This is a genomic window from Pseudomonas spirodelae (genome assembly GCF_034653255.1).
GTDB lineage: Bacteria > Pseudomonadota > Gammaproteobacteria > Pseudomonadales > Pseudomonadaceae > Aquipseudomonas > Aquipseudomonas spirodelae.
The window spans coordinates 1-22,490 of record NZ_JAYEET010000042.1 but is presented as its reverse complement, the minus strand read 5'-3'; the positions used below and the strand labels follow the sequence as shown (position 1 = coordinate 22,490).

The window sequence follows — 22,490 nt, the reverse complement described above, 5'->3', positions numbered from 1 at the left end:
TGCCCACGAATTAACAGACCCTTTATCGAATTGGAGTTACACCATGAATGACTACCGCAAACAAATTAAGCAGCACCAGGACGCAATTGAAAGCCTTAACGAGCAACTGGCCCCACTTCGGGAAATTGCCAAGCTGGCCGTACTTCAGTACCACAACAACAGAACCTCCCGCCCTGCCTATCCTCATGCTGAAGAGGGTGCTGTAGCACAGGCCGAGGCTGAGCTTGACCACCATAAGAAGGAAGTGGCGCGGCTTGAGCGGTTGGCCGATTGGGAGGAAGGCGTAAACGGTGCGAGCGCCACCATGGGGCGCACTCGTGAAAAGGTTGCTGCTGCACAGAGTGAGCTTTCAGCACTGCAAGCCCAGCGCCAAAGTATTAAAGAAACGTTATCAACCCTGTTGGCTGAGCAGCAGAATGCTCTAGGTATTGCTGTTGAGGCTGAGCAAACCGCAGCGCGGGAATATGCAAAGGCAAGGGTTGGTGGAACGGTAGCGGCTGAGAAAAAAGCACAGGGGGATCTTCAAACCGCCTCTGCGGCACTGGCATTAATCCGGGCCGGTGATTCGGCTACAGAGGCTGTAGCTGATGCAGTTAAAGCCGAGATATTGGTAATCGATCAGGCTATTGATGCAGCAGCCGAGCAGCTTGATGCAATGCGTAGCGAGCTGCTAAAGGCCACCCGCTACCTGTGGGCCGATAGACTTGAGAAAGCCACGTATGAGCTGGCAGCGCTTGCGGCTCATGTTAATGCAGCTGAGCGGGAACTCGGTTGGCGATACGGGTCTGTTGATGATTTGAACCTGCCTCTACTGTCGCCAGGCGGGGGCAATCGATTCATTGATAAGCGTTACGTGTTGGAGATAAGCGAGGGGATCAGCTTCGACGTGCTGACAGCCGCATAACGTTCAACCGCTCTAAACCCAACCGCTGGTGTAATCACGCCAGCGGTTTTTTATTGCCTGCGCACAACCCAGCGCATTACACCATTGGTGTAGTTTTGCATTGGTGTATGCGGCTTTATGCAATTGTGTAATGTGGCTGAAAGCCCCGCCAATGCTGGGTTTCAGGCTTTCGATTACACCTTTTACACAAGTTACACCGGAAATTTGAGGGGTACGGTTTTGCATTCCCCCCTCCGCCCCGTTAGGGGTGTGGCCAGCAGCGGGCAAAGTCTTGGCGGTGCGCTGTTGTGCGTGAGCCAAACTCACGTTGAGGCCGGCTTTTACGGGTCCTCTGGAAGGGGTGCCACCCTACACGGGTAATTCGAGCCCCGCCCGTTTTCTAGCTGGGAATTTGGCAGGCATGTCCGTCTTTATTACCTTGGCTCACGTTGAAGGCTGACCAGAGAGGCAAGGCAATTGCTGTTCAGAAATCAGCCAAGAATCACCCCAGCAGCCGGCACCGTGTATGCCCTGGTGTATGCCTAACAAAATACGAAACAATCAAATCCAATAAAATCAGGCACTTAGCCATCCAGTTCAATTGACTGCGTACCACCAAACAAAACAAGGGTTTACCGAAAGGTAAGCCCTTTTTTGTGCGCGCGAGTGACTACAGCGCGCCTACACCGTCCCTCGCCTGCTCGGCCTGCAGCTTCGCCAACTGAAGCTTCGCAATCTCAAGCTGTAATCGCTGCACCTCATCTATTACTGGCTGAACTCGGCGATGCCACTGCCAAAAACCATATAGCGACAGCCAAAAGCCGATGCCTGAAATAGCACCAAGGACAATTGAATAGATATCTCTATTCTTCTTGCCGACCTCAAGCAAACGCTCATGCATTGCGATCTTTGCCTTAACAGAAGGGCTAGGTGCTTTCTGCTCCTTTAAAGTTTCAAGCTCCACAACTGATGTGAAAACCAGCTGGTTGGTTGACTGATTAACGTAGACCAGAGCACCACACGCAAAGACGAAAAGTAGCAGCCCGAAAAGCGCATAGAACTTAAAGATGTTGTCGGTTGGTACGGGTATCTTGCTTTCCATAGAGCGCCCTGAGCCTGATCCTGTTGGAGCTGAAGTATGGCGACTTAGCTGAGTGGATGACAACGGAGACTCCCTCGACCTGGAGCTAGGCAATTGCATGGCCACTTTGCTGGAGCGGGGAAAGCCTTAGGGCTGATTCCAGATGATCCGGTGACAGATGTGCATAGCGCATGGTCATCGTAATTGAGGAACGCCCAAGGATGCGTTGCAGGCTGAGAATGTCGACACCGGCCATCATGTAGTGGCTGGCAAAGGTGTGACGCAAGATGTGGGTTAGCTGCCCTGGTGTATCGAAGCCACAGCGCTCATAGGCACCACGGAAAGCAGCCCTACAGGATATGAACAGCCTACCGGTTCCGGGCATGGCTACCTTTAACGCGGCCTCCTCCACTTCCTTTGGTATCGGCACTGATCGGGACTGGCGATTCTTAGTCCGGTGGAAATGTGCCTTACCGCCAAATATGGCAGCACGACCTAGGCTTTCGGCTTCATCCCAACGCGCACCAGTGGCCAAGCAAATCAGGGCAACCGGGTATGTGTGGTTGTTGCTGGACTTGCGGCACTCATCGAGCAGCTGGTTGATTTGCTACAGGGTGAGAAATGTCAGCTCAGTTTGGTCGGTCTTGATCTGACGGATCTTGGCCAGCGGGTTTACACCATTCCAAGCACCCAGCCTGATCAGCTCAGAGAACACAGCGGACAGATAACGCTGCTCATGATTGACGGTGTGCGGTGAGGCTTCTTTTAGACGAGCTTGCCGGTAGCGCGCCCAGGCCAGCGACTCGAACTGTGACGCCTGCGGATTGCCCAGCCGCTCGACAATCGCCTTGGTGCGGGACAAGCGGGCTTTATGATCCTTGAGCGAGCAGCCGTGCAGGTCATACCAAACATCAACCAGATCAGACAGGCGATCATCCAGCGGTCGGCCAGTATGGTTGTAGGTGGCGAAGTAGTCCGACTCATAGCGCTGGGCTGCAGCCTTGGTCAGAAAGCCTTTCTTACGCACACGGCGACCAGCGCGACCGTTTTCGTAAAAATCAGCTGTCCACGTTTTACCGTCCTTGCGTGCAGTCATACCGTCCCGCCCCAACCGGACCTCCTTACCTGATATAGCGGCAAGGCTGGAGTGCGCCAGCAGTATCCCATACCATAGCCATCCCCAATGGGCGCCAAGTAAGCAGTGATCTAACAGACACACGCCTGCAACGACGCAGCCAAAGCTGCTGGATTATTCTGCGACAGTAGTTATCTACTCGGGCACTTAGCATTTACTGGAAGAGTTGCCGGCCTAACGCAGTAAGCACATACAAAACACTACAAGGAGGTAGGCATGAGCGCCGCCCGCACGATCAAAACGCTAACCATCATGCTCGCTTTTGTCGCAATGACAGGCTGCGCCACTAAAAAGAACTTCTATGCTACTGACGGAAGCCGGGCCGATGGCACGGTGGACATGGCGTATGACTTTGCCCAGTTCGAGCAGCCTGTAATCGATATTGCTCAAGCCAAATCTATCGCCAAATCAAAGTGCCGGGTATGGGGCTACAGCGATGCAGAGGCTTTCGGCGGCAGGCAGCAAAACTGCCACCAGACCAATGGGTACGGCACCTGCATTGCTGGCCAAATCGTTCACAAGTACCAGTGCATCGGCAACATCAGCGAAGCACCAATGATCCAGCCGGCGGCCGCTCCACTATCAGCAGCGCCAGCGGCGGCAGGCAGTCTCAGCAAAGGCGAATGGCAACAGATCCAGCTCAATCAACTCAAGCTGGAGTCAGGGCTGTCTTACGAGGAATACCAGAAGCGGTACCGGCAGATCATGGGGCAGTAAGCCCCCTCTTGCCGGTAATCAGTACACACGGAGGTGTTAACGATGGGCTTCTTGTCAAAAAGCCTCACCCCTGCCCAAGCATCCGCATCAACGTGGATGAAGATGCGGATATAGCCGAACTGGAGCAGCCATGCAAATCGATTGGTTTAACAGCTGCTAGCTCGGCCCTGCGTGCCCAACAGCAAACCTGTAAAGATCAACGCCGCGCCAAACCAGTGGTAGTTCTGCAGCCCTTCGCCCAACAGTAGCCAGCCCAGTACGGCGGTGAACACCGGCATCAGGTAGTTTGAGAGTGCAGCCTTAGCGGCGCCTAGAACGCGAATAGCGTGATTCCAGGCGAGGTAGGCGAGTAGTGAGGCAAAGACGGCGGTGTAGCCGATAGCGGCGAGGTTATGCGCCGTCAGGCTGAAGTGTGCACCCTGGGCCAGTTCATACAGGTAGAACGGCAAAATCAACGGTACGCCCAGCAGCATCAGCACACCGAGCAGGGCCAGCGGCGGAATCGGCAGCAGGTGGGCAGCCCAGCGCCGCAACAGCAATGAATAAAGCGCCCAATCGGCCACCGCCAGCAGCATGATCAGATCGCCCTTATTGAACGCCAGGCCGCTAAGGCTGGCCCAGCTGCCTTTGCTAATCAGCACCAGCAAACCGCACGCGGCTACCGCCATACCCCACCAAGCGCGTCGATGTGGCCACTCGCCGAGGAGTAGGCCGGCACCAATAAAGGTCATCAGCGGCAAACAGGTATTGACCAAGGTGATGTTGATCGCAGCGGTGGTTTGCGCGGCAGCATACAACAGGCTGTTGTAGGCGGCGATACCGACGCCAGCGAGCACCAACAAGCGCCAACCAGCCGCGCGCAGCTCAGTGCGATGTAACCACAGCGGCTTGGCTACAAAAGGCAGCAACAGCACGAGTGCCAGGCTCCAGCGCCAGAAAGACAAGGCAAACGGCGGGATCTCACCGGCAAATGCCCTAGCCACCAACGCATTACCAGACCAGCAGAGGGTTGCCAGCACAAGACCGGCCAGCGCTATACGCACGGAAGATTGCATAGCCTAACGCTGCCCGAGCGGACGCAGGCGGTATTGCGGCGGTAATTGCTCCATGCCGCTGACTGCCACATTAAGGTTCTTCCAGCGGCCATCCTTGATGCCGTAGATGCAGCCATGCACCGACAGCGACTGACCGCGGTGCCAGGCGTTCTGCACGATAGTGGTATGGCTGACGTTGGCCACCTGCTGAATCACGTTGAGTTCGCATAGGCGGTCGACCTGTTCTTCCTCGCTGGGCAATTGCGCCAGGTGCTCGCGGTGCTCGTAGTACAGGTCACGAATGCTGCGCAGCCAACCATCAATCAGGCCGAGCTGGCCGTCCTGCATCGAGGCGCGCACGCCGCCGCAACCGTAGTGGCCGGTGACCAGGATATGTTTGACCTTGAGCACATCCACCGCGTACTGGATCACCGACAGACAGTTGAGGTCGGTGTGCAGCACCACGTTGGCCACGTTGCGGTGCACGAACAGATCGCCCGGTAGTAAACCGACAATCTCGTTGGCCGGCACGCGCGCATCGGAACAACCGATCCACAGGTATTCCGGCACCTGTTGCTGGACCAGCTTTTCAAAGAACTCAGGGTCTTCCTCTTTGATCGCCTCCGCCCAACGTGCGTTGTTATCGAAGAGGTGCTGTAGATCGCTCATGGTTCATTCCCGGGTTCGTCGATGCGCACCATAGGAGCGCCACGGGCTTTTGACAAGCATGTGCGCCCTGCCGTCACAGCCGACCGACTCAGGTTCGACGGCGGCGCAGCAGCCAGATTATCAGCAGCACGCCCGCCAGCATCACCAGGCTCACGCCCCACTGCAGCGCTCCGGCATAGCGATACAGATCAGCCGGCTGCAGGCTCGGCTCACGCCGCATGCGTGGCTCGGCTGCTGCGCCCTGAGTCGGAATATCGGCCAAGCCGTCGCCATCCAGGTCAGGCAGGCTGCGAATATGGTCGAGCAGTCCCTGCCACTCCTTGTACTCCTGCACGCCGGGCTGCTGCGGGTCAGCATCGATGATCGCTGCCTTGAGCGCGGCGAGCGGCTGCCCCTGAGCATTCTTGGGCTGCACGCTGAGCAAGCCCTTGGTCAAGTCACTGACCAGCCAGGTGAAGCTGCCCACGTAGCTGGTCGCACCAATGCTATAGAGCCGCTGATCGGCCAGATCCAATGGCGTGTAGCCCTTGAGCGGGTCACCCAGTTCAATCCGGCTGACCCGGTCAAACGGCACGCGCCAGGGGTTGTAGCTAAAGCGCAGCCCCGACACCCGCGGGTAATAGCTTTTACTGGCACGCACTTGATACGCCAGCAGCAACACCTCAAGCAGACTTTTCATCTCCTGACCGCTGACATACACCTTGATCAGCGGATAACCCGGCGCATCATCGAACTCCCCCACACCCAGCGGGGCGATGCGAAACAAGTCAGACACCGATTGCACGCCATCGCGGCCCTGAATCAAATTGTCGCGGATGGTGCCATTGCCGGTGAAGGACACATCGCTGCCCGTGGCATGGCGCAGGGCATCGGTGACCAGATTGCCGAGGATCGGGTCGTCGTACTCGCGGGTCAGGGTCTTATCGACCTTGGCCAGCGGCTGATCGAAGGTGTAACCCTTGGGGGCCAGCATCTGCGCGCTGACGATCTGTTTAAAATCCTCAATCTTGGCGGTGATCGTAGCGCTGCCGGCAATCTGGTCGTTGATTGGGTGCAGCTGGTAATCGACAACCTGCGGCTTGCCGTCCGCCGGCAGACGCATATGCAGCTCGCCCAGGTGCTGAATCTCCGAGCCGGCCTGCATCACTGGCGTACGCCCGTTGACCAGCACAGGTTGCGCCAACGCCGTGTGCGAGTGACCGCCGACCACGATATCGATGCCAGGCACCTGCTCGACCAGCTCAACCTCCTCACCGCGCCAGCTGCCATCTTCCTGCTGCACCACGCCCATGTGCGAGAGCAAAATCACCACCTCGGCGCCCTCCTCGCGCAGCTTGGCAACCATGGTCTGAGCGGTCGCGACCGGGTCGGCAAACACCGCCGGTTTGATCATCGGGCTGACCGCTACGGCGTTGTTACCGAGCAGGCCGAACAGACCAAAGCGGATGCCGCCCTTGTCGATCAACTTGTACGGCGCAATGAGCCCAGCTTCAACGTGCGCCTGTAGGTTGTCGTCTTCCTTGCGCGCGGGGTCAAAGCCGAGGTTACTCGACAGCAAAGGCATCAGCGCATCGCCCTTGATCTTGTACGCTGCGCTGATCATCGCGGCCAAGCCGGCCGGGCGAAAATCGAACTCGTGGTTGCCCAGGGTCGCGGCGTCGTAGCCCAGCTCGGTCATCAGGCGCAGCTCGCCGCCCGTTTCGCGGGTCACTGTGTGAAACAGCGTGCCCATGCTGAAATCACCACCGTCAAGCAGCAGCACCGGCTGCTCACCGGCCGCGGCGCGGCGCTGCTCCAGCAATGTGGCCAGACGCGCGACCCCGCCGACGGTGTCGTCATCACCGGTGGTGGCTGGGGTGTACTCATTATTGGGGCCGAAGCCGAGCAGGCGCGACTGCCAATCGTTGGTGTGCAGGATGGTAAAACTGCGCTCGGCGCTGGAGGCCTGAGCGGCGGCAAATAGACAAGACACCGCGAGCAACGCAGCAGACAGGCGCATGACAAATCCTTAGGCAGTGGGCCGGACACAGCGGCCGCTGAGGGCAGCGCATCAGTATGCGACAAGCCCTGCGTAAGGTCAGCGGCGGATCACGCCGCGCGCGGTAGCCAATTGTGTCAGCGCCTGGCGCGAGGGGCACGACAGGCTAAACCGTTCAACGCCATTCGCGGCTAAAGCCGCTCCCACAGAGTCGAGACCTCAAGGGTGATGCGGCGCTAGTCGAACAGCGGGCACACCATCACCAAGGCATCTTCACGGCCACCAACGGCCGGGTAGTAATCACGGCGCCTACCGACTTCGTTAAACCCGTAGCGTTCGTAGAGGCGATAAGCCGCCTGATTGCTCGCGCGTACTTCAAGGAAACAGTCATTGGCGCCCTGCGCCTGGGCTTGCTGCATCAGGTGTTCAAGCAACTTAAGGCCCATGCCACGGCCCTGGCTTTCCGCCTTGACGGTGATATTGAGCAGGTGCGCCTCATCCAGGATGATCTGGATAACACCGTGACCGACTTGCTGCTCGCCCTCAAACATCACCCAGCAGTTATAGGACGTCAGGCTGTCGGTAAAGATGCCGCGCGTCCAGGGGTGGCTAAAGGCGGCGTATTCGATTTTCAGCACCGCATCGATATCCGCCGCGGTCATCGGGCGGAAGCTGATTGCATCACTCATTCAGGTTGACTCGGCAAGCATTAGGAACCGCGGCACACAGGCCGGGAAAAGATGTATTCACGTAGCAGCCAACCAGCGCTGGCGCACGCGGCGCATGGCCTGCCAAAGCTCACGCTTGCGCGCGGGCTCATCCATCAGCAACTCCAGACCTGGCAATGCCCAGGCTGCGCCAAGCCCTTCAACCTGCAACTCGCGGTTGTATGCATCGGCATCCGCCTCACCGGCAAAGCGAATGGCCGGCAAACCGACCAGCCACAGGCAGCTGCACGGCTCCTGCTCTTCCAGGCGCGCGCCGACAAAGCTCTGCACAAACTCCAGCGCAGCGCCTGGGCCTTGGTCAATCTGCCCGCGCACCAGCAGCGGCCAGCGCACCGGCTCGCCAATCAACTGCGGGCTGTCCGGCAAGCCGGCGGCGCGCAGCAGATCCTTGAGCAGCAGATACGCCGGATCACGGCCTTGTAGTGGCTCGCCAGTGGGCAGCTCGACCAGCACGGCACAAGCACCGGCACGTAACAGTTGCAGGGCAAAACGTGGCGGCGTAACAGGGGCAGGCTTTGGCTCAGCACTCTCAGACTCGCCCTCAACAACCGGGGCTACGGCCTGACGCGCCACAACAGTTGGCCGTGGCACTTCAATTTTCGCCCGCACAACTGCCAGCTCTTCGGCGGCCGGCGGCACATAAGCCGGTGCTGCTTCAGCCACCGGCTGACGCTCTACTGGCGCGGCCAGCGCGGGTGGCTCAAGTTCAGGCGCAGCCTGCGCTTGCAGCAGCTCCGGCCGCGAGGGCGCAGCAAACGGCAGCTCCACACGCGGCAGCCAGCTGACCACCTGCATGGCGCTCAGGTAGGCACGACGACGCAGCTCTGTGATCAAACGTCAGCCGCCTGTGGGTGGGCTTTTTGCCCGGCCTGCATCAGGTTCAATGCATTGATATAGGCCTTGGCCGAGGCCACCAGAATATCGGTGTCGGCGCCATTGCCGTTGACGATGCGGCCGCCCTTCTCCAGGCGCACGGTTACCTCGCCTTGCGAGTCGGTACCCTGGGTGATGGCGTTGACCGAATACAGCTGCAGGTTGGCGTCAGAGCTGGCGACCGACTCAATGGCTTTGAAGATTGCATCCACCGGCCCCGAGCCCTGAGCGCTGGCGTTGTGCTCGGCACCCTCAACGCTGACCACCACCTGGGCCTGCGGCACTTCACCAGTTCTGCTGGCCACGTCCAAGGTGATCAGCTTGAAATGCTCCGGCGCTTCTTCGGCCAGGGTGTCGGAGACCAGCGCCTGCAGGTCTTCGTCGAAAATTTCGTGTTTCTTGTCGGCCAGGTCCTTGAAGCGGGCAAAGGCAGCATTCAGCTCGGCTTCACCCGCCAGGACGATACCTAGCTCATCCAGGCGCGAGCGGAAGGCATTACGCCCGCTCAATTTGCCCAGCGACAGCTTATTGGTGTGCCAGCCGACTGACTGCGCGGACATGATCTCGTAGGTTTCGCGGTGCTTGAGCACGCCGTCCTGATGAATACCCGACTCGTGTGCGAAGGCGTTGGCGCCGACGATGGCCTTGTTCGGCTGCACCGGAAAACCGGTGATACCGGAAACCATACGCGAGGTGCTGAGGATGTGCGGCGTGTCGATGCGCGTATGCACGCCGAGCAGGTCTTCGCGGGTTTTGATCGCCATAACGATCTCTTCCAGCGCGGCGTTACCAGCGCGCTCGCCCAAGCCATTGATGGTGCACTCGACCTGACGCGCACCCGCGACCACGGCAGCCAGGGAGTTGGCGACTGCCAGGCCCAGGTCGTTGTGGCAATGCACGGAGAACACTGCCTTGTCGGCGTTCGGCACGCGGTTGAGCAACTGGCGAATAGTATCGGCGTACTGGTGCGGAATCGCATAGCCAACCGTGTCGGGAATGTTGATCGTCCGTGCGCCGGCATCGATGGCCGCCTCGATGATGCGGCAGAGGAAATCGATTTCCGAGCGACCGGCGTCTTCGCAAGAGAACTCGACATCACTGCACAGGTTACGCGCGCGCTTGATCGCATGCACGGCCTGCTCTACCACCTGGTCGGGCTGCATGCGCAGCTTGTGCTGCATATGGATCGGGCTGGTGGCGATAAAGGTGTGGATACGCCCGCTGTTGGCACCCTTGAGCGCTTCGGCGGCGCGGTCGATGTCTGCATCCAAGGCGCGGGACAGGCTGCACACGGTGCTGTCCTTGATGCTCTCGGCAATCGCCTTGACCGCGGCAAAGTCACCGGGGCTGGCGATGGCAAAGCCAGCCTCGATTACATCGACGCGCAAGCGCTCCAGGGCCTTGGCGATGCGCAGCTTTTCCTCACCGGTCATGGATGCGCCAGGGCTTTGCTCGCCGTCACGCAGGGTGGTGTCGAAAATAATGACGCGGTCGTTGCTGCTCATGCTGGTGTCCTCACGGAGTCGCAGATGCACAGGCCCGACGCTGGGGCCCATGTCGATAGGCGTTGATTGTCGCGTGAAACGCCGCGGGCGGGAAGCGCGGCGCACATCAAGGCCGCGTCGCGGCTAAAGCCCCTCCCACACCTTAGAAAGCAAAACGCCCACCAAAATGGCGGGCGTTTTGTTTGGATCGAGCCTTTACCGCTGATGGGTATCGCTTCGCTCAACCCATCCTACGGTCTGATTAAGCGAGCTAGAGCGAGACAAGGCAAAAAACGGCGGGAAAGCGGAGTGTACTTTTGTACATGAGCATTTCCCGCCGTTTTTTAACGCCGTATCGCCGACGCGCAGCCAATCAGAGGGCTTGATCCCAGGGGCGGTCGCCGTTGGCGTCCTTAATCCGGGTCGGCAGGCCCATCACGTCCAGCAGCTTGAGGAACGGCTCGGCCGGCAGTTCTTCAACGTTGGCCATGCGCGCCACATCCCAGTCACCACGGGCCACCAGCAACGCGGCGGCCACCGGTGGCACACCCGCGGTGTAGGAAATGCCCTGACTGTCGGTCTCGACATAGGCGTCTTTGTGGTCAGCCACGTTGTAGATAAACAACTCAGCCGGCTTGCCGTCTTTGGTGCCTTTGACCAGGTCGCCAATGCAGGTCTTGCCGCTGTAGCCCGGCGCCAGCGAGGATGGATCGGGCAGCACGGCCTTGACCAGTTTCAACGGCACCACATCCAGGCCTTCGGCGGTTTTCACCGGCTGTTCAGACAGCAGCCCCAGGCTGTTAAGTACGGTAAACACGTTGATGTAGTGCTCACCGAAGCTCATCCAGAAGCGCACGTTGGGTACGTTCAGGTGCTTGGACAGGGAATGCACTTCGTCATGCCCGGTCAGGTAGAGATTCTGTTCACCGACTACCGGCAGATCGTCAGTGCGTTTCACTTCAAACATGCTATTGCTGGTCCACTGGCTGTTCTGCCAGCTCCAGACTTGGCCGGTGAATTCACGGAAATTGATTTCCGGATCGAAATTGGTGGCGAAGTACTTGCCGTGCGAACCGGCGTTGACGTCGAGGATGTCGATCGACTCGATACTGTCGAAGTACTGTTGCTGCGCCAGAGCAGCATAGGCATTCACCACGCCTGGGTCGAAACCGACACCGAGGATCGCAGTCACACCTTTATCCTGGCATTCGGCCAGGTGCTTCCACTCATAGTTACCGTACCAAGGCGGCGTTTCGCAGACCTTGCCCGGTTCTTCGTGAATGGCGGTGTCGAGGTAGGCGGCGCCGGTATCGATGCAGGCGCGCAGCACCGACATATTAAGGAAGGCCGAGCCGACGTTGATGACGATCTGCGATTCAGTTTCGCGGATCAGTGCTTTGGTTGCTTCAATATCCAGCGCATTCAGGGCATAGGCCTGGATTTCGGCCGGCTGCTTCAAGCTGCCTTTAGCCTTTACGCTGTCGATGATGGCCTGGCATTTGGAGATGTTGCGCGACGCGATAGCAATCCGACCGAGTTCGTCGTTGTGCTGCGCGCACTTGTGGGCCACCACCTTGGCGACACCTCCTGCACCAATGATAAGAACGTTCTTTTTCAATTTCTTTATTTCTCCTTCAAGTGTTAGCTAGCAGAACCTGCCCACAGGTTTGTGAACACGCAGAGCGCCTCAAGATAGGCTGGACAGATAATCATCAAAGCCAAACTCGCGAACCACTTCGACGCTGCCGTCGAGTTGCTTCACCACGATGGACGGCATTTTCAGGCCGTTAAACCAGTTTTTCTTAACCATGGTGTAACCCGCTGCGTCGATAAACGACAGACGATCGCCGATGGTCAGCGGACGATCGAATTGGTACTCACCGAAGATGTCGCCCGCCAGGCACGACTTGCCGCACACCATGTAGGTGTACTCGCCGTTGCAGGGCTCCATCTTGGCGTTGAGCCGGTAGATCAACAGATCGAGCATGTGCGCTTCGATGGAGCTGTCGACTACGGCCAGATGCTTGCCGTTGTAGAGGGTGTCGAGCACCGTGACTTCCAGCGAGGAACTCAGGGTGATTGCTGCTTCGCCCGGCTCCAGATACACCTGCACGCCGAAGCGCTCGGAGAAGGCCTTGAGCCGCGCACAGAACTGATCCAGCGGATAGTCGTCGCCGGTGAAGTGAATACCGCCGCCGAGACTGACCCACTCAACCTGCTGCAGCAGGTGACCGAAGCGCTCCTCGATGGTGGTCAGCATCTGGTCAAACAGCTCGAAGCTGCCGTTCTCACAGTTGTTGTGGAACATAAAGCCACTGACTTTATCCATCACTGTGGCGATCTTTTCCGGGTCCCACTCGCCCAAACGGCTGAATGGTCGCGCCGGGTCGGCCAGCAGGTAATCCGAGCTGCTCACCTGCGGATTGACGCGCAGGCCACGCACCTTGCCGGCGGACGCGTCAGCAAAACGCTCAAGCTGGCCGATGGAGTTGAAGATGATCTTGTCGCAATTGGCCAGCATCTCGGGGATTTCGTCATCCGCCCAGGCCACGCTGTAAGCGTGAGTTTCACCGGCGAACTTCTGCCGGCCGAGCTTGAGTTCGTACAGCGACGACGAGGTGGTGCCGTCCATGTACTGCTGCATCAGGTCGAACACCGACCAGGTGGCGAAGCACTTGAGCGCCAGCAGCGCCTTGGCGCCTGAATGCTCACGGACATAGGCGATCTTTTCCAGATTACCCAGCAGCTTTTGCTTGTCGATGAGGTAGTAAGGTGTCTTGATCATCTCGATGCCTATGCAAGGTCGGCAGGCAGGCAATCAGCAGTGCTGACCCCTCCCCAAAAAGTGGGGGCGAATTGTGCCGACAACCGGCGCATATCGAAAGAGCAAGGGGGGTATTTCGTCGATTACCTGTCCACTATTGGCACATGCCGATAATCCCCGCCGAGCATGCAGCGGCGCCCACACGGCAAACAGGGTGCCGGCGGGCGATGACAGCGACATGACAAACGGCTAGGGCGCAGCCGATAACTGACACTCAAGACTTGGCCATGGCATGCAGTACAATCGCAACTTTTTCGCGCCAAGCCCACGCAGCGGATGCCCCGATGATTGATCCCAAGCGCGTACTGCGCGCCCTTGCTGAACACTGGACGTTACTCGAGCCGCTCTGTGAGCGCTTCGATACCGGCACCCTGAGCCTGGTGGAACTGCGCCTGCAGCTCAGCACCCAGCTGCCTGAAGGCACGCCAACCGATGTCACCGCCCTGCTCGACCAATGGATTCGCCTGGATATCCTGGTGCCGGTGGCCAAAAGCCCCAACCGCTTCGAGCTGAACGCGCAGATCCACGACTTCCTCGCCTACCTGCGCCGCGAGCATCGCCTGGGCCTGTGCCTGGAGATCGAAGCTTACCTGCGCCATTTGGAGCGCCTGGCCGGCTATATCAAAGACGCCTTTGAAGTCCGCGATGCCCCCGATTTGGCCCGTCAACTGCGCCTGCTCGACATGCGCGTACGCGATGTACTAAAGAAGCTGGCCAATGACGAGCAAGCCCTGGTTGCCGTGGCCGAACGCGCCAAGACCAGCGACCGGCAGATTCCGCTGCGCCAGCGTTACGCCGAGGTGCTGGCCACCTGGGACGAATACGTCGAACCGATGATCCAGCTTGTGGCCGCCGACGGTGCCTTTGAACAAGGCGTGTATCGCGTCGAGCACGTGCTGCTGCGCCTGCTTGGCGAACAGCAGCGCCTCGGCCAACTGGTGGATGATGACCTGCTGCTGCGTACCCACGCACGCATTCTGGAAATGCAAACCACCGCCCAACTGACCCTGCGCCGCGCCCGCGAACTGCTGCTGCCACTGCGTGAAGAAGCGCGCCGGCACAACGCGGTAACCCGTGGCGCGGCGCTGGCGCTGGCAGCAATCCGTAAAAAGGGTCTGGATGCCGTACCGCAGGCGTCCTTGCCGCTGTTCAGTCGCCCGCAAAGCACCTTTCTCGGCACCGCCTCGCAGGTTGAGGCTTACGTTTACGCCCTGGCTCGCTTCGAGCCCAAGCCGGCGCAATTCCCCAAAGCGCACAGCAGTCGCAAAGGCGAATCCCCGCGCGCACCGCGTACCGCACGGGAAATGATCGAACGCTGCGAGCAAGCCCTGCCGCTGCCGGACCTGATGGTCTGGCTGCTGGAGCAGGAGCCAGAAGGCGCCACCGACGAATTGCTCTACTGGTTCTCGCGCCTGTCGCGCGACAGCCGCTTCCAGCGTGAACGCCTTGAGCGCCGCGACTACCTCACCCGCGAGCATCAGGTCAGCCTGAGCTCCTTTGCCCTGATCAAGCCGGCCGGGACCACTACCGCATGAATATCGACCTGAAAGAACTGACCCAGCTCGCGCCGATCTTCCGCGAGTTGTTCAAGGGCTACCACATCAGCCGCAGCAACCCGGAGCTGTATACCCAGCTGGCCGGCCAGCAGGATGCCTACCGTGCCCTGTTTAAGGCTTTGGGCTATGAGCTGACCTGCGACAGCCGTGGCTTCTATTACTTCGTGCCCGAGCAGATGGGCGCGCAGGTCAACAAGACCGCCCAACGCCTGGCGCTGTTCACCTTTATTTTGGTCGAGCACCTGGCTGACCAAGGCCGTGACCCGCTGGCCGTACTCGACGGCGGCAGCCTCGGCCGCGATGAATTGCCGGCACTGCTGGAAAAATACCGCGACCTGTTCCTCCAGGCCGAAGTCACCAGCGTCGAAGAGCTGGAAGAAAAAATCATGCGCCGCCTGACTCAGCTCGGCTTTGCCAGCGAAGACAACGGCATCTACCGCTTCCTCGCGCCCATGCACCGTTTCCTCGATGTGTGCCTCTCGGTGCAGCAAGACCGCGACCTGGCCGCCACCCTGCACAGCAGCCTGCCGCTGCCGACGCCAGTACTGCTGGATGAGGAAGTCGAAGAGGAAATAATCAGCCTCGCCGAACCAGAGACTGACGAATCCGAAGAAGACGCCCTGGCCCGCGCCATGGCCGAAGAACGCGATGCCCAGGAGATCGACGCATGAGCCAGGAACGCTACGGCATCCGCCGCTTCGCCCTATTGAATACCGCTGGCTACAGCCTCGGCCTGTTCCCACTGGAACACCCGTTGTCGGTGTACGGCGCCAACAACCTGGGTAAATCCGCCTCGATCAACGCGCTGCAGTTCCCGATTCTGGCGCGCATGTCCGATATGAGCTTCGGCAAGTACAGCCTGGAACAGTCGCGCAAGTTCTACTTCGCCAGCGACACCAGCTACATCCTCGTCGAAGTCGCTCTGCCCCATGGCTCCCATGTAATCGGCGTGGCCGGGCGCGGACCAGGCGGCGGCTTCGGTCACCAGTTCTTCGCCTATCAGGGCACTCTTGAGCTTGAGCACTACCAGAAGAACGGCACCTGCCTGCGCCAACGCGAGCTGTTCAACAACCTCGAGCGCGAAGGTATCAAAGCCTACGAACTCAAGCCTGATGAACTGCGCCGCCTGCTAGTCGGCGGGCATACCTCGATTCCGCTGGATCTGACCCTGATCCCGCTGCGCTCCACCAGCGAGCAAAGCCTGAAGACCTTCCGCGCGCTGTTTATCAACCTGCTGCATATGCGCGAGATCACCGCCGCTAAGCTCAAGCAGCTGTTCCTCGATGCCTTCGAGCACAGCCTGCGCTCGGGCAGCGTCGACTACATAGCCGCCACCGAGGAAGCCTTCCGTGACGTACGCCGCATGGAGCAGGACTACCAAGCGCTGGTCACTGCCGGCCCACTGATCGAAGCCCTGGCCGCAGGCGTCAACCAGCGCGAACTGCTGCGCGGCAAACTGCACCGCATCTCGCCGCTGCTCGACTCGCTGCTCGGCACCTGGCAGGACTACGCCGGCGCACGCCGCGAAGAGCTGGTGATTCAGGCCGAGCATTACCGCGGCGAGCAGGACGGCCTGCAGCAGGAACAACGTGGCGGCACCCAGGAGCTGATGCGCATGGAGCGCGAAATCAGCGAAATCCAACGCTGGCTCGGCGAGCTATCGGTGCTGAAAAACCGCTTCGCCCTGGTCACCGACGCTAAGGTGCTGGAAGAACAGTTGCTGGTTGCCAAGGATGCCCACGACGAACTCGCCGGTGCCTTGGCGCAGTCGCGGCAGTTCTCCGCCGAGGACCTGGACGAGCGCTTGCGTGATCTGGAAAAACGCCTGAAATCGGTCAAGCAGCAACTCGAGCACGCCGACAACAACAGCTACTCACGCCTGCGTGAAGAATTCAGCCAGCAGGACGTTGATCGCCTGATGCGCCTGTTCAATGGCCAACTGTTCAGCCTGCCGTTGGGTGAGAAAGGTATTCAGGTTGCCGAGGGCGACGCCTGGGTGAAATCCCTGGAGACGATTCTCGACGGGTTTAAAGGCGAGCACTTCGAAGTGCCGGGCCTGAGCATTGATCTGTCGTCTATCGAGCCGCCGGCCCTACAAGCCCTAGCCGACCGCGCCGCCCTGCGCGATCAGAAAGACCGCCTCGACCGCGAATACAAACAGCTGAAAACCCAGCAGGCTGTCGCAGCCGACCGCGCCGCCAGCAAGGCCCAGGCCGAGCAGTTCTATCAAGCGGTGCTGGACGCGCAGAAAGCCCTGGAAGACTTCCGCAAAAGCCAGACCCTGGCCGTGGAAGAACCGCAAAAACTTGAGCAACTGGCCCAGCTGGAAGCCGCCCAGGACGAACTCAAACGCACCTCGGATGCCTTTACCGAGCGCGTGCAACAACTCTCCGCCAAGCTGCAACTGATCGGCCGCCAGCTTGCCGATCTGGAAGCCAAGGAACGCACCCTGGAAGACGCCCTGCGCCGCCGCCAACTGCTCCCGGCCGACCTGCCCTTCGGCACCCCGTTTACCGACCCCGTAGACGACAGCCTGGACAACCTGCTGCCGCTGCTCAATGACTACCAAGATGCCTGGCAAGGCCTACAGCGTGTTGACGGGCAGATCGAGGCGCTTTACGCGCAAGTACGCCTGAAAGGCGTGGCCAAGTTCGACAGCGAAGACGATGTCGAGCGCCGCCTGCACCTGCTGGTCAATGCCTACGCCCACCGCCAGGACGAAGCCATCACCCTGGCCAAGGCGCGTCGTGCGGCCGTTACCGACATCGCCCGTACCCTGCGCAACATCCGCAGCGACTACGACAACCTGGAACACCAGCTGGCACTGTTCAACCGCGAGATCAACAAACGTCAGGTCTCCAACCTAGAGAGCTTCCGCATCGTCCTCGCGCCGAACAAGGATGCACTCAAGCATATCGACCAGATCATCCACAGCGCCGGTCAGTATGAAGAAGGCGAAACGCTCTCGGTGTTCGACCTGCAGCAAAGCAGCGATCAGGACAGCAAGAACGAAGAAGCCAAGGACTATCTGTCACGCCTGGTGGCTGCTAACCACAATCAGTTGGGGTTGAAGGACCTGTTCGAGCTGGCCTTCGAGATCACCAAGGTGCATGGCCAGCCGGTTATCCACACCGATATCGATGGCGCGGCCTCCAACGGCACCACCATGACCATCAAGGCGCTGACCAACATGTACCTGTTGCTGCACCTGATGGATCGCGACCAGGCCGGCAAGGTGCGTTTGCCGTACTACCTGGATGAGGCGGCGGATATCGATGAGAAGAACCAGCAGGCGCTAATCGAAACCAGCTTGCAACTAGGCTTCGTGCCGATTCTGGCCTCGGTCAAGCCGCAGGTATCGGCCCATGTGGCCATCGACCTGGAAGGTGGCAGCGGACCGAATGGCATCTATATCGATGAAGCGGATTGGAAATATATCCAGCGTCGAGACAGCGACAAGGCCAACGTCGAACCGACGAGCGTAACCGCCGAACTGGCATAAGGTGTAGGGTTAGCGGCGCAGGCACGTATCGTCGATACAACGAAGCATCCGGCCGCCGCGTAACCCAACAAGCGGATGCACGTCAGCACAGCCAAAAACTACAAGGGCCGCTATTGCGGCCCTTGTCGATTATTGCTCCAGCGCAATCTTTGGCGCCCAGCGTAACCACTCCTCGTTCACCTCATCGTGCAGGGCAAAGGTCTGCCCTGGCCGCGCTGGGCCACCCATCTGCGGGTTATCCGGCGAAGCGAAGGCGATACCGCCTTCCAGCAAAGCCTCCAGGGACTCAGTACGCACTTTCACACCGCTAAACAATCCAGCATCAACACCAATGCCGCTGGCGTTCCAGAAGCGGCTCGCGCTGCGCACCAAAGGCGCATAACGTGGCTCGATCAAAATATGGATCAGCACCCTATCCGATGTGGGGCCCAGCTCGAAATGGGTCACTTTGCCCACCGGCACTTCACGGTAGCTGACCACCACACCCGGCTTGATCGAGCCTCGGCGCGCCGCACTCAGCACCAACCGTAACCCCTGCTCACGGGCGTTCTGCGTCGGGGCAGATTCAGCAGCAGTGAAGTTGGTTTGTACCGCGCCGCTTTTATTCGCTGGACGCACCTCTAGGTATTGCCCGCTGACCAGGGTTTCCAGGTTAGCCGCACGGGTCAGACTGACCTCCGGTTTGACTACCCAGAACTGTGTGCCTGCACGGGCAATCTGTTTAGTGGCCTGGGTTACACGGGCATGCAGAATCACAGCCTGCAAATCATCCGTCAGCTCAATGCGCTCGACCTTGCCAACATCAAGTCCCTTGTAACGAATCGCCGAGCCCTCACTCAGGCCGTCACCCCGGGGGACTCGTATGGTCAAGGCGACACCTTTCTCAAGGGCGGTGTCCTGGCTGCTATACAGGGCGAAACGCTGTATCCGCTTGCTACTTTTCGCGGCCTGCGGATTGGGTGTTTCAAACGCAATGCCGCCGGCGAGCAACGTCTGCAACGATTCACTCTTGACCTCGACACCGGACAGCCCGCCTTTCAAGGTAATACCACTGGCATTCCAGAAACGCGTGCTGCTGTTAACTAGGTGCGCATAGTCAGGTTCAATGTGTACGCCAAACGCCACTTGCTTGTTATCCCGTGACAGTTGGTAACTCTGCACTGAGCCAACTTTAAGTTGCTTGAACAAGATCGGGCTACCAACCTCCAAAGAACCGCGCACGTCGCTAAACAGCACCAAATGCAAGCCAGGAGATGCCAGATCGAGGGGCGGAGCCTTAGCCCTGGCGACAAAGTCACGCTGCGGCGCTGCGCCCTGCTCACCCGGGCGAATTGCAATGTAATTGCCTTTGACGAGCGCTTCGAGCCCGGTAATGCCTGCCAGGGATATGGATGGTTTGACCATCCAGAAGTCAGTGCCCTCAACCAGATAATCTTCGGTGCGCGGGTCGAGCATCAACTCAACCTGAGCACCACTGAGGTCATCATCAACCTTAAAGGTCTTCAGGTGACCCACCTGAATGCCCTTGTACATGACAGGCGTCCGCCCCGGCTCCAGACCATCAAATTCATGCAGTTTCAGCGATACGCGAATGCCAGCCTGGGCACTGTCGAAATCTTCATAGAGACGAAATGGCAGGCTTGGGTCAGTCGCCGGACTGTCCTTGCGATGCTCGGGAGTGGCGAAGGCAATCCCCCCGGCAACAATGCTTGCCAGCGACTCCGTGCGCACTTTTATGCCTGAGAGGCCAGCGTCGATGGATACACCGCTGGCATTCCAGAAGCGCGTATGTTTACGCACCAGAGGCGCAAACTCTGGCTGGATGAAAATTTTCACCTCGATAAGGTTCTGGTCTTCAACCAGGGCATAACTCTTTACTCGCCCCACCTGAATCTGTTTGTAGAAAACCGGGCTGTCCCTATTCAACGAGCCAAGCCGGTCGGCCTTGAGGGTTAGGTGCAAACCCGGAACTGTGTCAGCCAGTGGCGGCGGCTCGCTCAGCGCAGTGAATTCGCGCGTAGGCTCACCATCACCGGGGCTGGCAGTGATGTAGTTACCCGAAACCAGAGTTTCCAGCCCGGTGATACCGGCCAACGAAACGCTCGGTTTAACCAACCAGAAACGGGTATTGGTACGCAGGTGCTGCTCAACGCGTTTGTCCATTTCAAGGGTCGCACGCACACCACGCTGCTCGCCGCTGTCCTCCAACTGCAAAGCCGTGACCTTACCAATCGGCATGCCCTTGAAGATCACCTCAGTTTTGCCCGGCTGAATGCCGTCACCACTGTCGAACATCACCTGGATCTCGATACCGGCTTCGTTATAGGCGCGCCATCCCAGCCAGCCGCCAATCAGCAGCGCAATGAGCGGCAACACCCAAATAGCCGACCAGTTTGAAGCGGGGCGTGTCTTAGCCAACGGCAAATCATTCATGGTCGTCATCCGGATCCGTGTTGTCCCAAATCAAGCGGGGGTCAAAAGTTAAAGCGGCCAACATAGTCAGCACCACCACACTGGCAAAAGCCATGGCCCCATAGCCAGGGACAATACTGGCTAAGCTGCCAAAGTTGACCAGCGCCACCAGAATCGCGATGACGAAAATATCCAGCATCGACCAGCGTCCAATCCACTCGATAAACCGGTACATCAACACCCGCTGGCGCGGCGACATCGGTTGGTGCCGTTGCACGGAATACAGCAACAAGGCGATCCCAACCAACTTGAAGGTGGGCACCAAAATGCTGGCGACAAAGACCACCGCGGCAATGGGCAGCATGCCGTAGTTCACCAATTCGATAACACCCGACATGATCGTATCGGACTGCCCCTTGCCCAGTGAATTGACCGTCATGATGGGCAGCAGATTAGCCGGGATATACAGCACCGCCGCTGTCAGCAGCAAAGCCCAGGTACGCGTCAAACTATTGGGTTGCCGTGCATGCACAAGCCCGCCACAACGCGTGCAAAACTGTTTGCCTTGCTCAGTCTGTATTGGGTTGAGCTGATGGCATTCGTGGCAAGTCAGTAAACCGGCATCAATCGCCCGCATGCGCATCCTCCCCTGATAGAGCGTCCCAGATTTGATGTGGTGACATGGTCACCTCAAGCCAGACCTGAACCAGTAACAACGCCACAAAACACATTAGCCCGAGACCAATGCTTAGCTCAGCAAGATCGACCAGCTTCACAATGGCCACCAGAATGCCCATCAGGTAAACCTCGAGCATGCCCCACTCGCGCATATGGTGATAAATGCGATAGAGCAATAAACCATAGCTGCGCCCGATATCCAGGCGGATGCTCAACAGCACCACAAACTGACAGAGTAGCTTGAGCAGCGGTACGGCCATACTGCATAGGAACACGACCACTGCAACGCTTTGCATACCGTTGTTATAAAGGCCGAGAACGCCACTCCAAACCGTGTCATTCGAAGCCTGCCCCAACAAGTTGAGTTGCATGATCGGCAAAAAATTAGCTGGGATATATAACAGTAAGGCCGCAATCACCAACGCCATGCTGCGGCGTATAACCTGTGTACGTTGGGTATACAACTCACACCCACAGCGTGGACACTCAACTCGCTCGCCAGCGCAAGCCTGGGGCCTACGCTGCAACAGATCGCACTCATGGCAGGCAATAAGCTGATTAAGCTCAAGCCCGGAAAGTATTTCAGAGGATGCCAGATCGGCCATGAAAAGAACTCTGATGAAGGTGCGTTAAAGCACCAAAGCTACGCACAGTTTGGTTGCCTATCAAGGCTTGGTCGCGCGGCTTAACTTTCTGTGCCCAAAGTAAAACCCCCGACCAGTTTCCTGATCGGGGGTTTTGGTGTAGGTGCTTGACGATGACCTACTCTCACATGGGGAGACCCCACACTACCATCGGCGATGCATCGTTTCACTACTGAGTTCGGGATGGGATCAGGTGGTTCCAATGCTCTATGGTCGTCAAGCGATTCAGCTGAGATGTCGTGCTGCTTGCGCGGCTCGCTACCTCGAATTGGGTATGTGATGTGGTTTGTAG

Annotated in this window: 18 protein-coding genes, 1 rRNA gene and 1 pseudogene; 5 read left to right on the top strand and 15 right to left on the bottom strand. The window is 58.8% G+C overall.

Annotated elements, in window-relative coordinates; translation table 11 throughout:
* Positions 1 to 43: 43 nt before the first annotated feature.
* Positions 44 to 904 carry a hypothetical protein gene (locus tag SOP97_RS13845; protein WP_322949607.1) on the top strand — a complete coding sequence of 287 codons (861 nt, stop codon included), beginning with the start codon at positions 44 to 46 and terminating at the stop codon, positions 902 to 904.
* A gap of 12 nt (positions 905 to 916) precedes the next feature.
* Here SOP97_RS13845 and SOP97_RS13840 read toward each other — a convergent pair whose 3' ends face one another.
* From SOP97_RS13840 to SOP97_RS13830, 3 genes and pseudogenes are all read right to left on the bottom strand, one after another.
* Positions 917 to 1,129, bottom strand: coding sequence for a hypothetical protein (locus tag SOP97_RS13840; RefSeq protein WP_322949605.1), 213 nt, complete (start codon positions 1,127 to 1,129; stop codon positions 917 to 919).
* A gap of 424 nt (positions 1,130 to 1,553) precedes the next feature.
* A complete protein-coding gene (locus SOP97_RS13835; protein WP_274089427.1) occupies positions 1,554 to 1,985 on the bottom strand; it encodes a hypothetical protein in 432 nt (143 codons plus the stop codon).
* 85 nt (positions 1,986 to 2,070) lie between these two features.
* Positions 2,071 to 3,060: pseudogene (locus SOP97_RS13830) on the bottom strand (phage integrase).
* Positions 3,061 to 3,315: 255 nt separating this feature from the next.
* Here SOP97_RS13830 and yecR point away from each other — a divergent pair.
* Positions 3,316 to 3,816 carry a YecR family lipoprotein gene (yecR, locus tag SOP97_RS13825; RefSeq protein ID WP_274089428.1) on the top strand — a complete coding sequence of 167 codons (501 nt, stop codon included), beginning with the start codon at positions 3,316 to 3,318 and terminating at the stop codon, positions 3,814 to 3,816.
* Between the two features lie 146 nt (positions 3,817 to 3,962).
* On the opposite strand, the gene SOP97_RS13820 is transcribed toward yecR, so the two are convergent.
* The 8 genes from SOP97_RS13820 to SOP97_RS13785 all read right to left on the bottom strand — a co-directional run bounded on the left by SOP97_RS13820 (position 3,963) and on the right by SOP97_RS13785 (position 13,367).
* Positions 3,963 to 4,871 carry a DMT family transporter gene (locus SOP97_RS13820; protein WP_322949602.1) on the bottom strand — a complete coding sequence of 303 codons (909 nt, stop codon included), beginning with the start codon at positions 4,869 to 4,871 and terminating at the stop codon, positions 3,963 to 3,965.
* A 3-nt stretch (positions 4,872 to 4,874) separates the two neighbouring features.
* Positions 4,875 to 5,519 (bottom strand): carbonate dehydratase, encoded by a 645-nt coding sequence (can, locus tag SOP97_RS13815; protein WP_322949600.1) that lies wholly within the window; start codon positions 5,517 to 5,519, stop codon positions 4,875 to 4,877.
* 88 nt (positions 5,520 to 5,607) lie between these two features.
* Positions 5,608 to 7,518, bottom strand: a complete 1,911-nt coding sequence (locus tag SOP97_RS13810) for a bifunctional metallophosphatase/5'-nucleotidase (RefSeq protein WP_322949598.1) — start codon at positions 7,516 to 7,518, stop codon at positions 5,608 to 5,610.
* 215 nt (positions 7,519 to 7,733) lie between these two features.
* Positions 7,734 to 8,186: a ribosomal protein S18-alanine N-acetyltransferase gene (gene rimI / locus SOP97_RS13805; protein ID WP_322949596.1), complete on the bottom strand. Its 453-nt coding sequence runs from the start codon at positions 8,184 to 8,186 to the stop codon at positions 7,734 to 7,736.
* 57 nt (positions 8,187 to 8,243) lie between these two features.
* The gene (locus SOP97_RS13800; RefSeq protein WP_322949594.1) at positions 8,244 to 9,059 is read right to left on the bottom strand and encodes an energy transducer TonB; all 816 of its coding nucleotides are present in this window, start codon (positions 9,057 to 9,059) and stop codon (positions 8,244 to 8,246) included.
* A complete protein-coding gene (locus SOP97_RS13795) occupies positions 9,056 to 10,603 on the bottom strand; it encodes a 2-isopropylmalate synthase (RefSeq protein ID WP_322949593.1) in 1,548 nt (515 codons plus the stop codon). The genes SOP97_RS13800 and SOP97_RS13795 overlap by 4 nt, the downstream gene beginning before the upstream one ends.
* A gap of 352 nt (positions 10,604 to 10,955) precedes the next feature.
* The gene (locus SOP97_RS13790) at positions 10,956 to 12,200 is read right to left on the bottom strand and encodes a saccharopine dehydrogenase family protein (RefSeq protein WP_322949591.1); all 1,245 of its coding nucleotides are present in this window, start codon (positions 12,198 to 12,200) and stop codon (positions 10,956 to 10,958) included.
* A gap of 69 nt (positions 12,201 to 12,269) precedes the next feature.
* On the bottom strand, positions 12,270 to 13,367 hold the full coding sequence (locus SOP97_RS13785) for a carboxynorspermidine decarboxylase (RefSeq protein WP_322949589.1): 1,098 nt from the start codon (positions 13,365 to 13,367) through the stop codon (positions 12,270 to 12,272).
* Between the two features lie 323 nt (positions 13,368 to 13,690).
* Here SOP97_RS13785 and mksB point away from each other — a divergent pair, with 323 nt between their 5' ends.
* From mksB to mksF, 3 genes are read left to right on the top strand one after another with little or no spacing between them, the layout of a single operon-like run.
* Complete coding sequence (gene mksB, locus SOP97_RS13780; protein WP_322949588.1) at positions 13,691 to 14,941, top strand: Mks condensin complex protein MksB; 1,251 nt, start codon at positions 13,691 to 13,693, stop codon at positions 14,939 to 14,941.
* Complete coding sequence (gene mksE / locus SOP97_RS13775) at positions 14,938 to 15,633, top strand: Mks condensin complex protein MksE (protein ID WP_322949586.1); 696 nt, start codon at positions 14,938 to 14,940, stop codon at positions 15,631 to 15,633. Before mksB ends, mksE begins: the two co-directional genes overlap by 4 nt.
* On the top strand, positions 15,630 to 18,464 hold the full coding sequence (mksF, locus tag SOP97_RS13770) for an Mks condensin complex protein MksF (protein ID WP_322949584.1): 2,835 nt from the start codon (positions 15,630 to 15,632) through the stop codon (positions 18,462 to 18,464). The genes mksE and mksF overlap by 4 nt, the downstream gene beginning before the upstream one ends.
* A 129-nt stretch (positions 18,465 to 18,593) precedes the next feature.
* Here the strand turns inward: mksF and SOP97_RS13765 are convergent, their stop codons facing one another.
* From SOP97_RS13765 to rrf, 4 genes are all read right to left on the bottom strand, one after another.
* On the bottom strand, positions 18,594 to 20,897 hold the full coding sequence (locus SOP97_RS13765; protein ID WP_322949582.1) for a PqiB family protein: 2,304 nt from the start codon (positions 20,895 to 20,897) through the stop codon (positions 18,594 to 18,596).
* Positions 20,890 to 21,513 (bottom strand): paraquat-inducible protein A, encoded by a 624-nt coding sequence (locus SOP97_RS13760; RefSeq protein ID WP_322949581.1) that lies wholly within the window; start codon positions 21,511 to 21,513, stop codon positions 20,890 to 20,892. The genes SOP97_RS13765 and SOP97_RS13760 overlap by 8 nt, the downstream gene beginning before the upstream one ends.
* Positions 21,500 to 22,159 carry a paraquat-inducible protein A gene (locus tag SOP97_RS13755; RefSeq protein ID WP_322949579.1) on the bottom strand — a complete coding sequence of 220 codons (660 nt, stop codon included), beginning with the start codon at positions 22,157 to 22,159 and terminating at the stop codon, positions 21,500 to 21,502. Before SOP97_RS13755 ends, SOP97_RS13760 begins: the two co-directional genes overlap by 14 nt.
* Positions 22,160 to 22,303: 144 nt before the next feature.
* Positions 22,304 to 22,419 (bottom strand): 5S ribosomal RNA (rrf, locus tag SOP97_RS13750).
* Between the last annotated feature and the right edge of the window lie 71 nt (positions 22,420 to 22,490).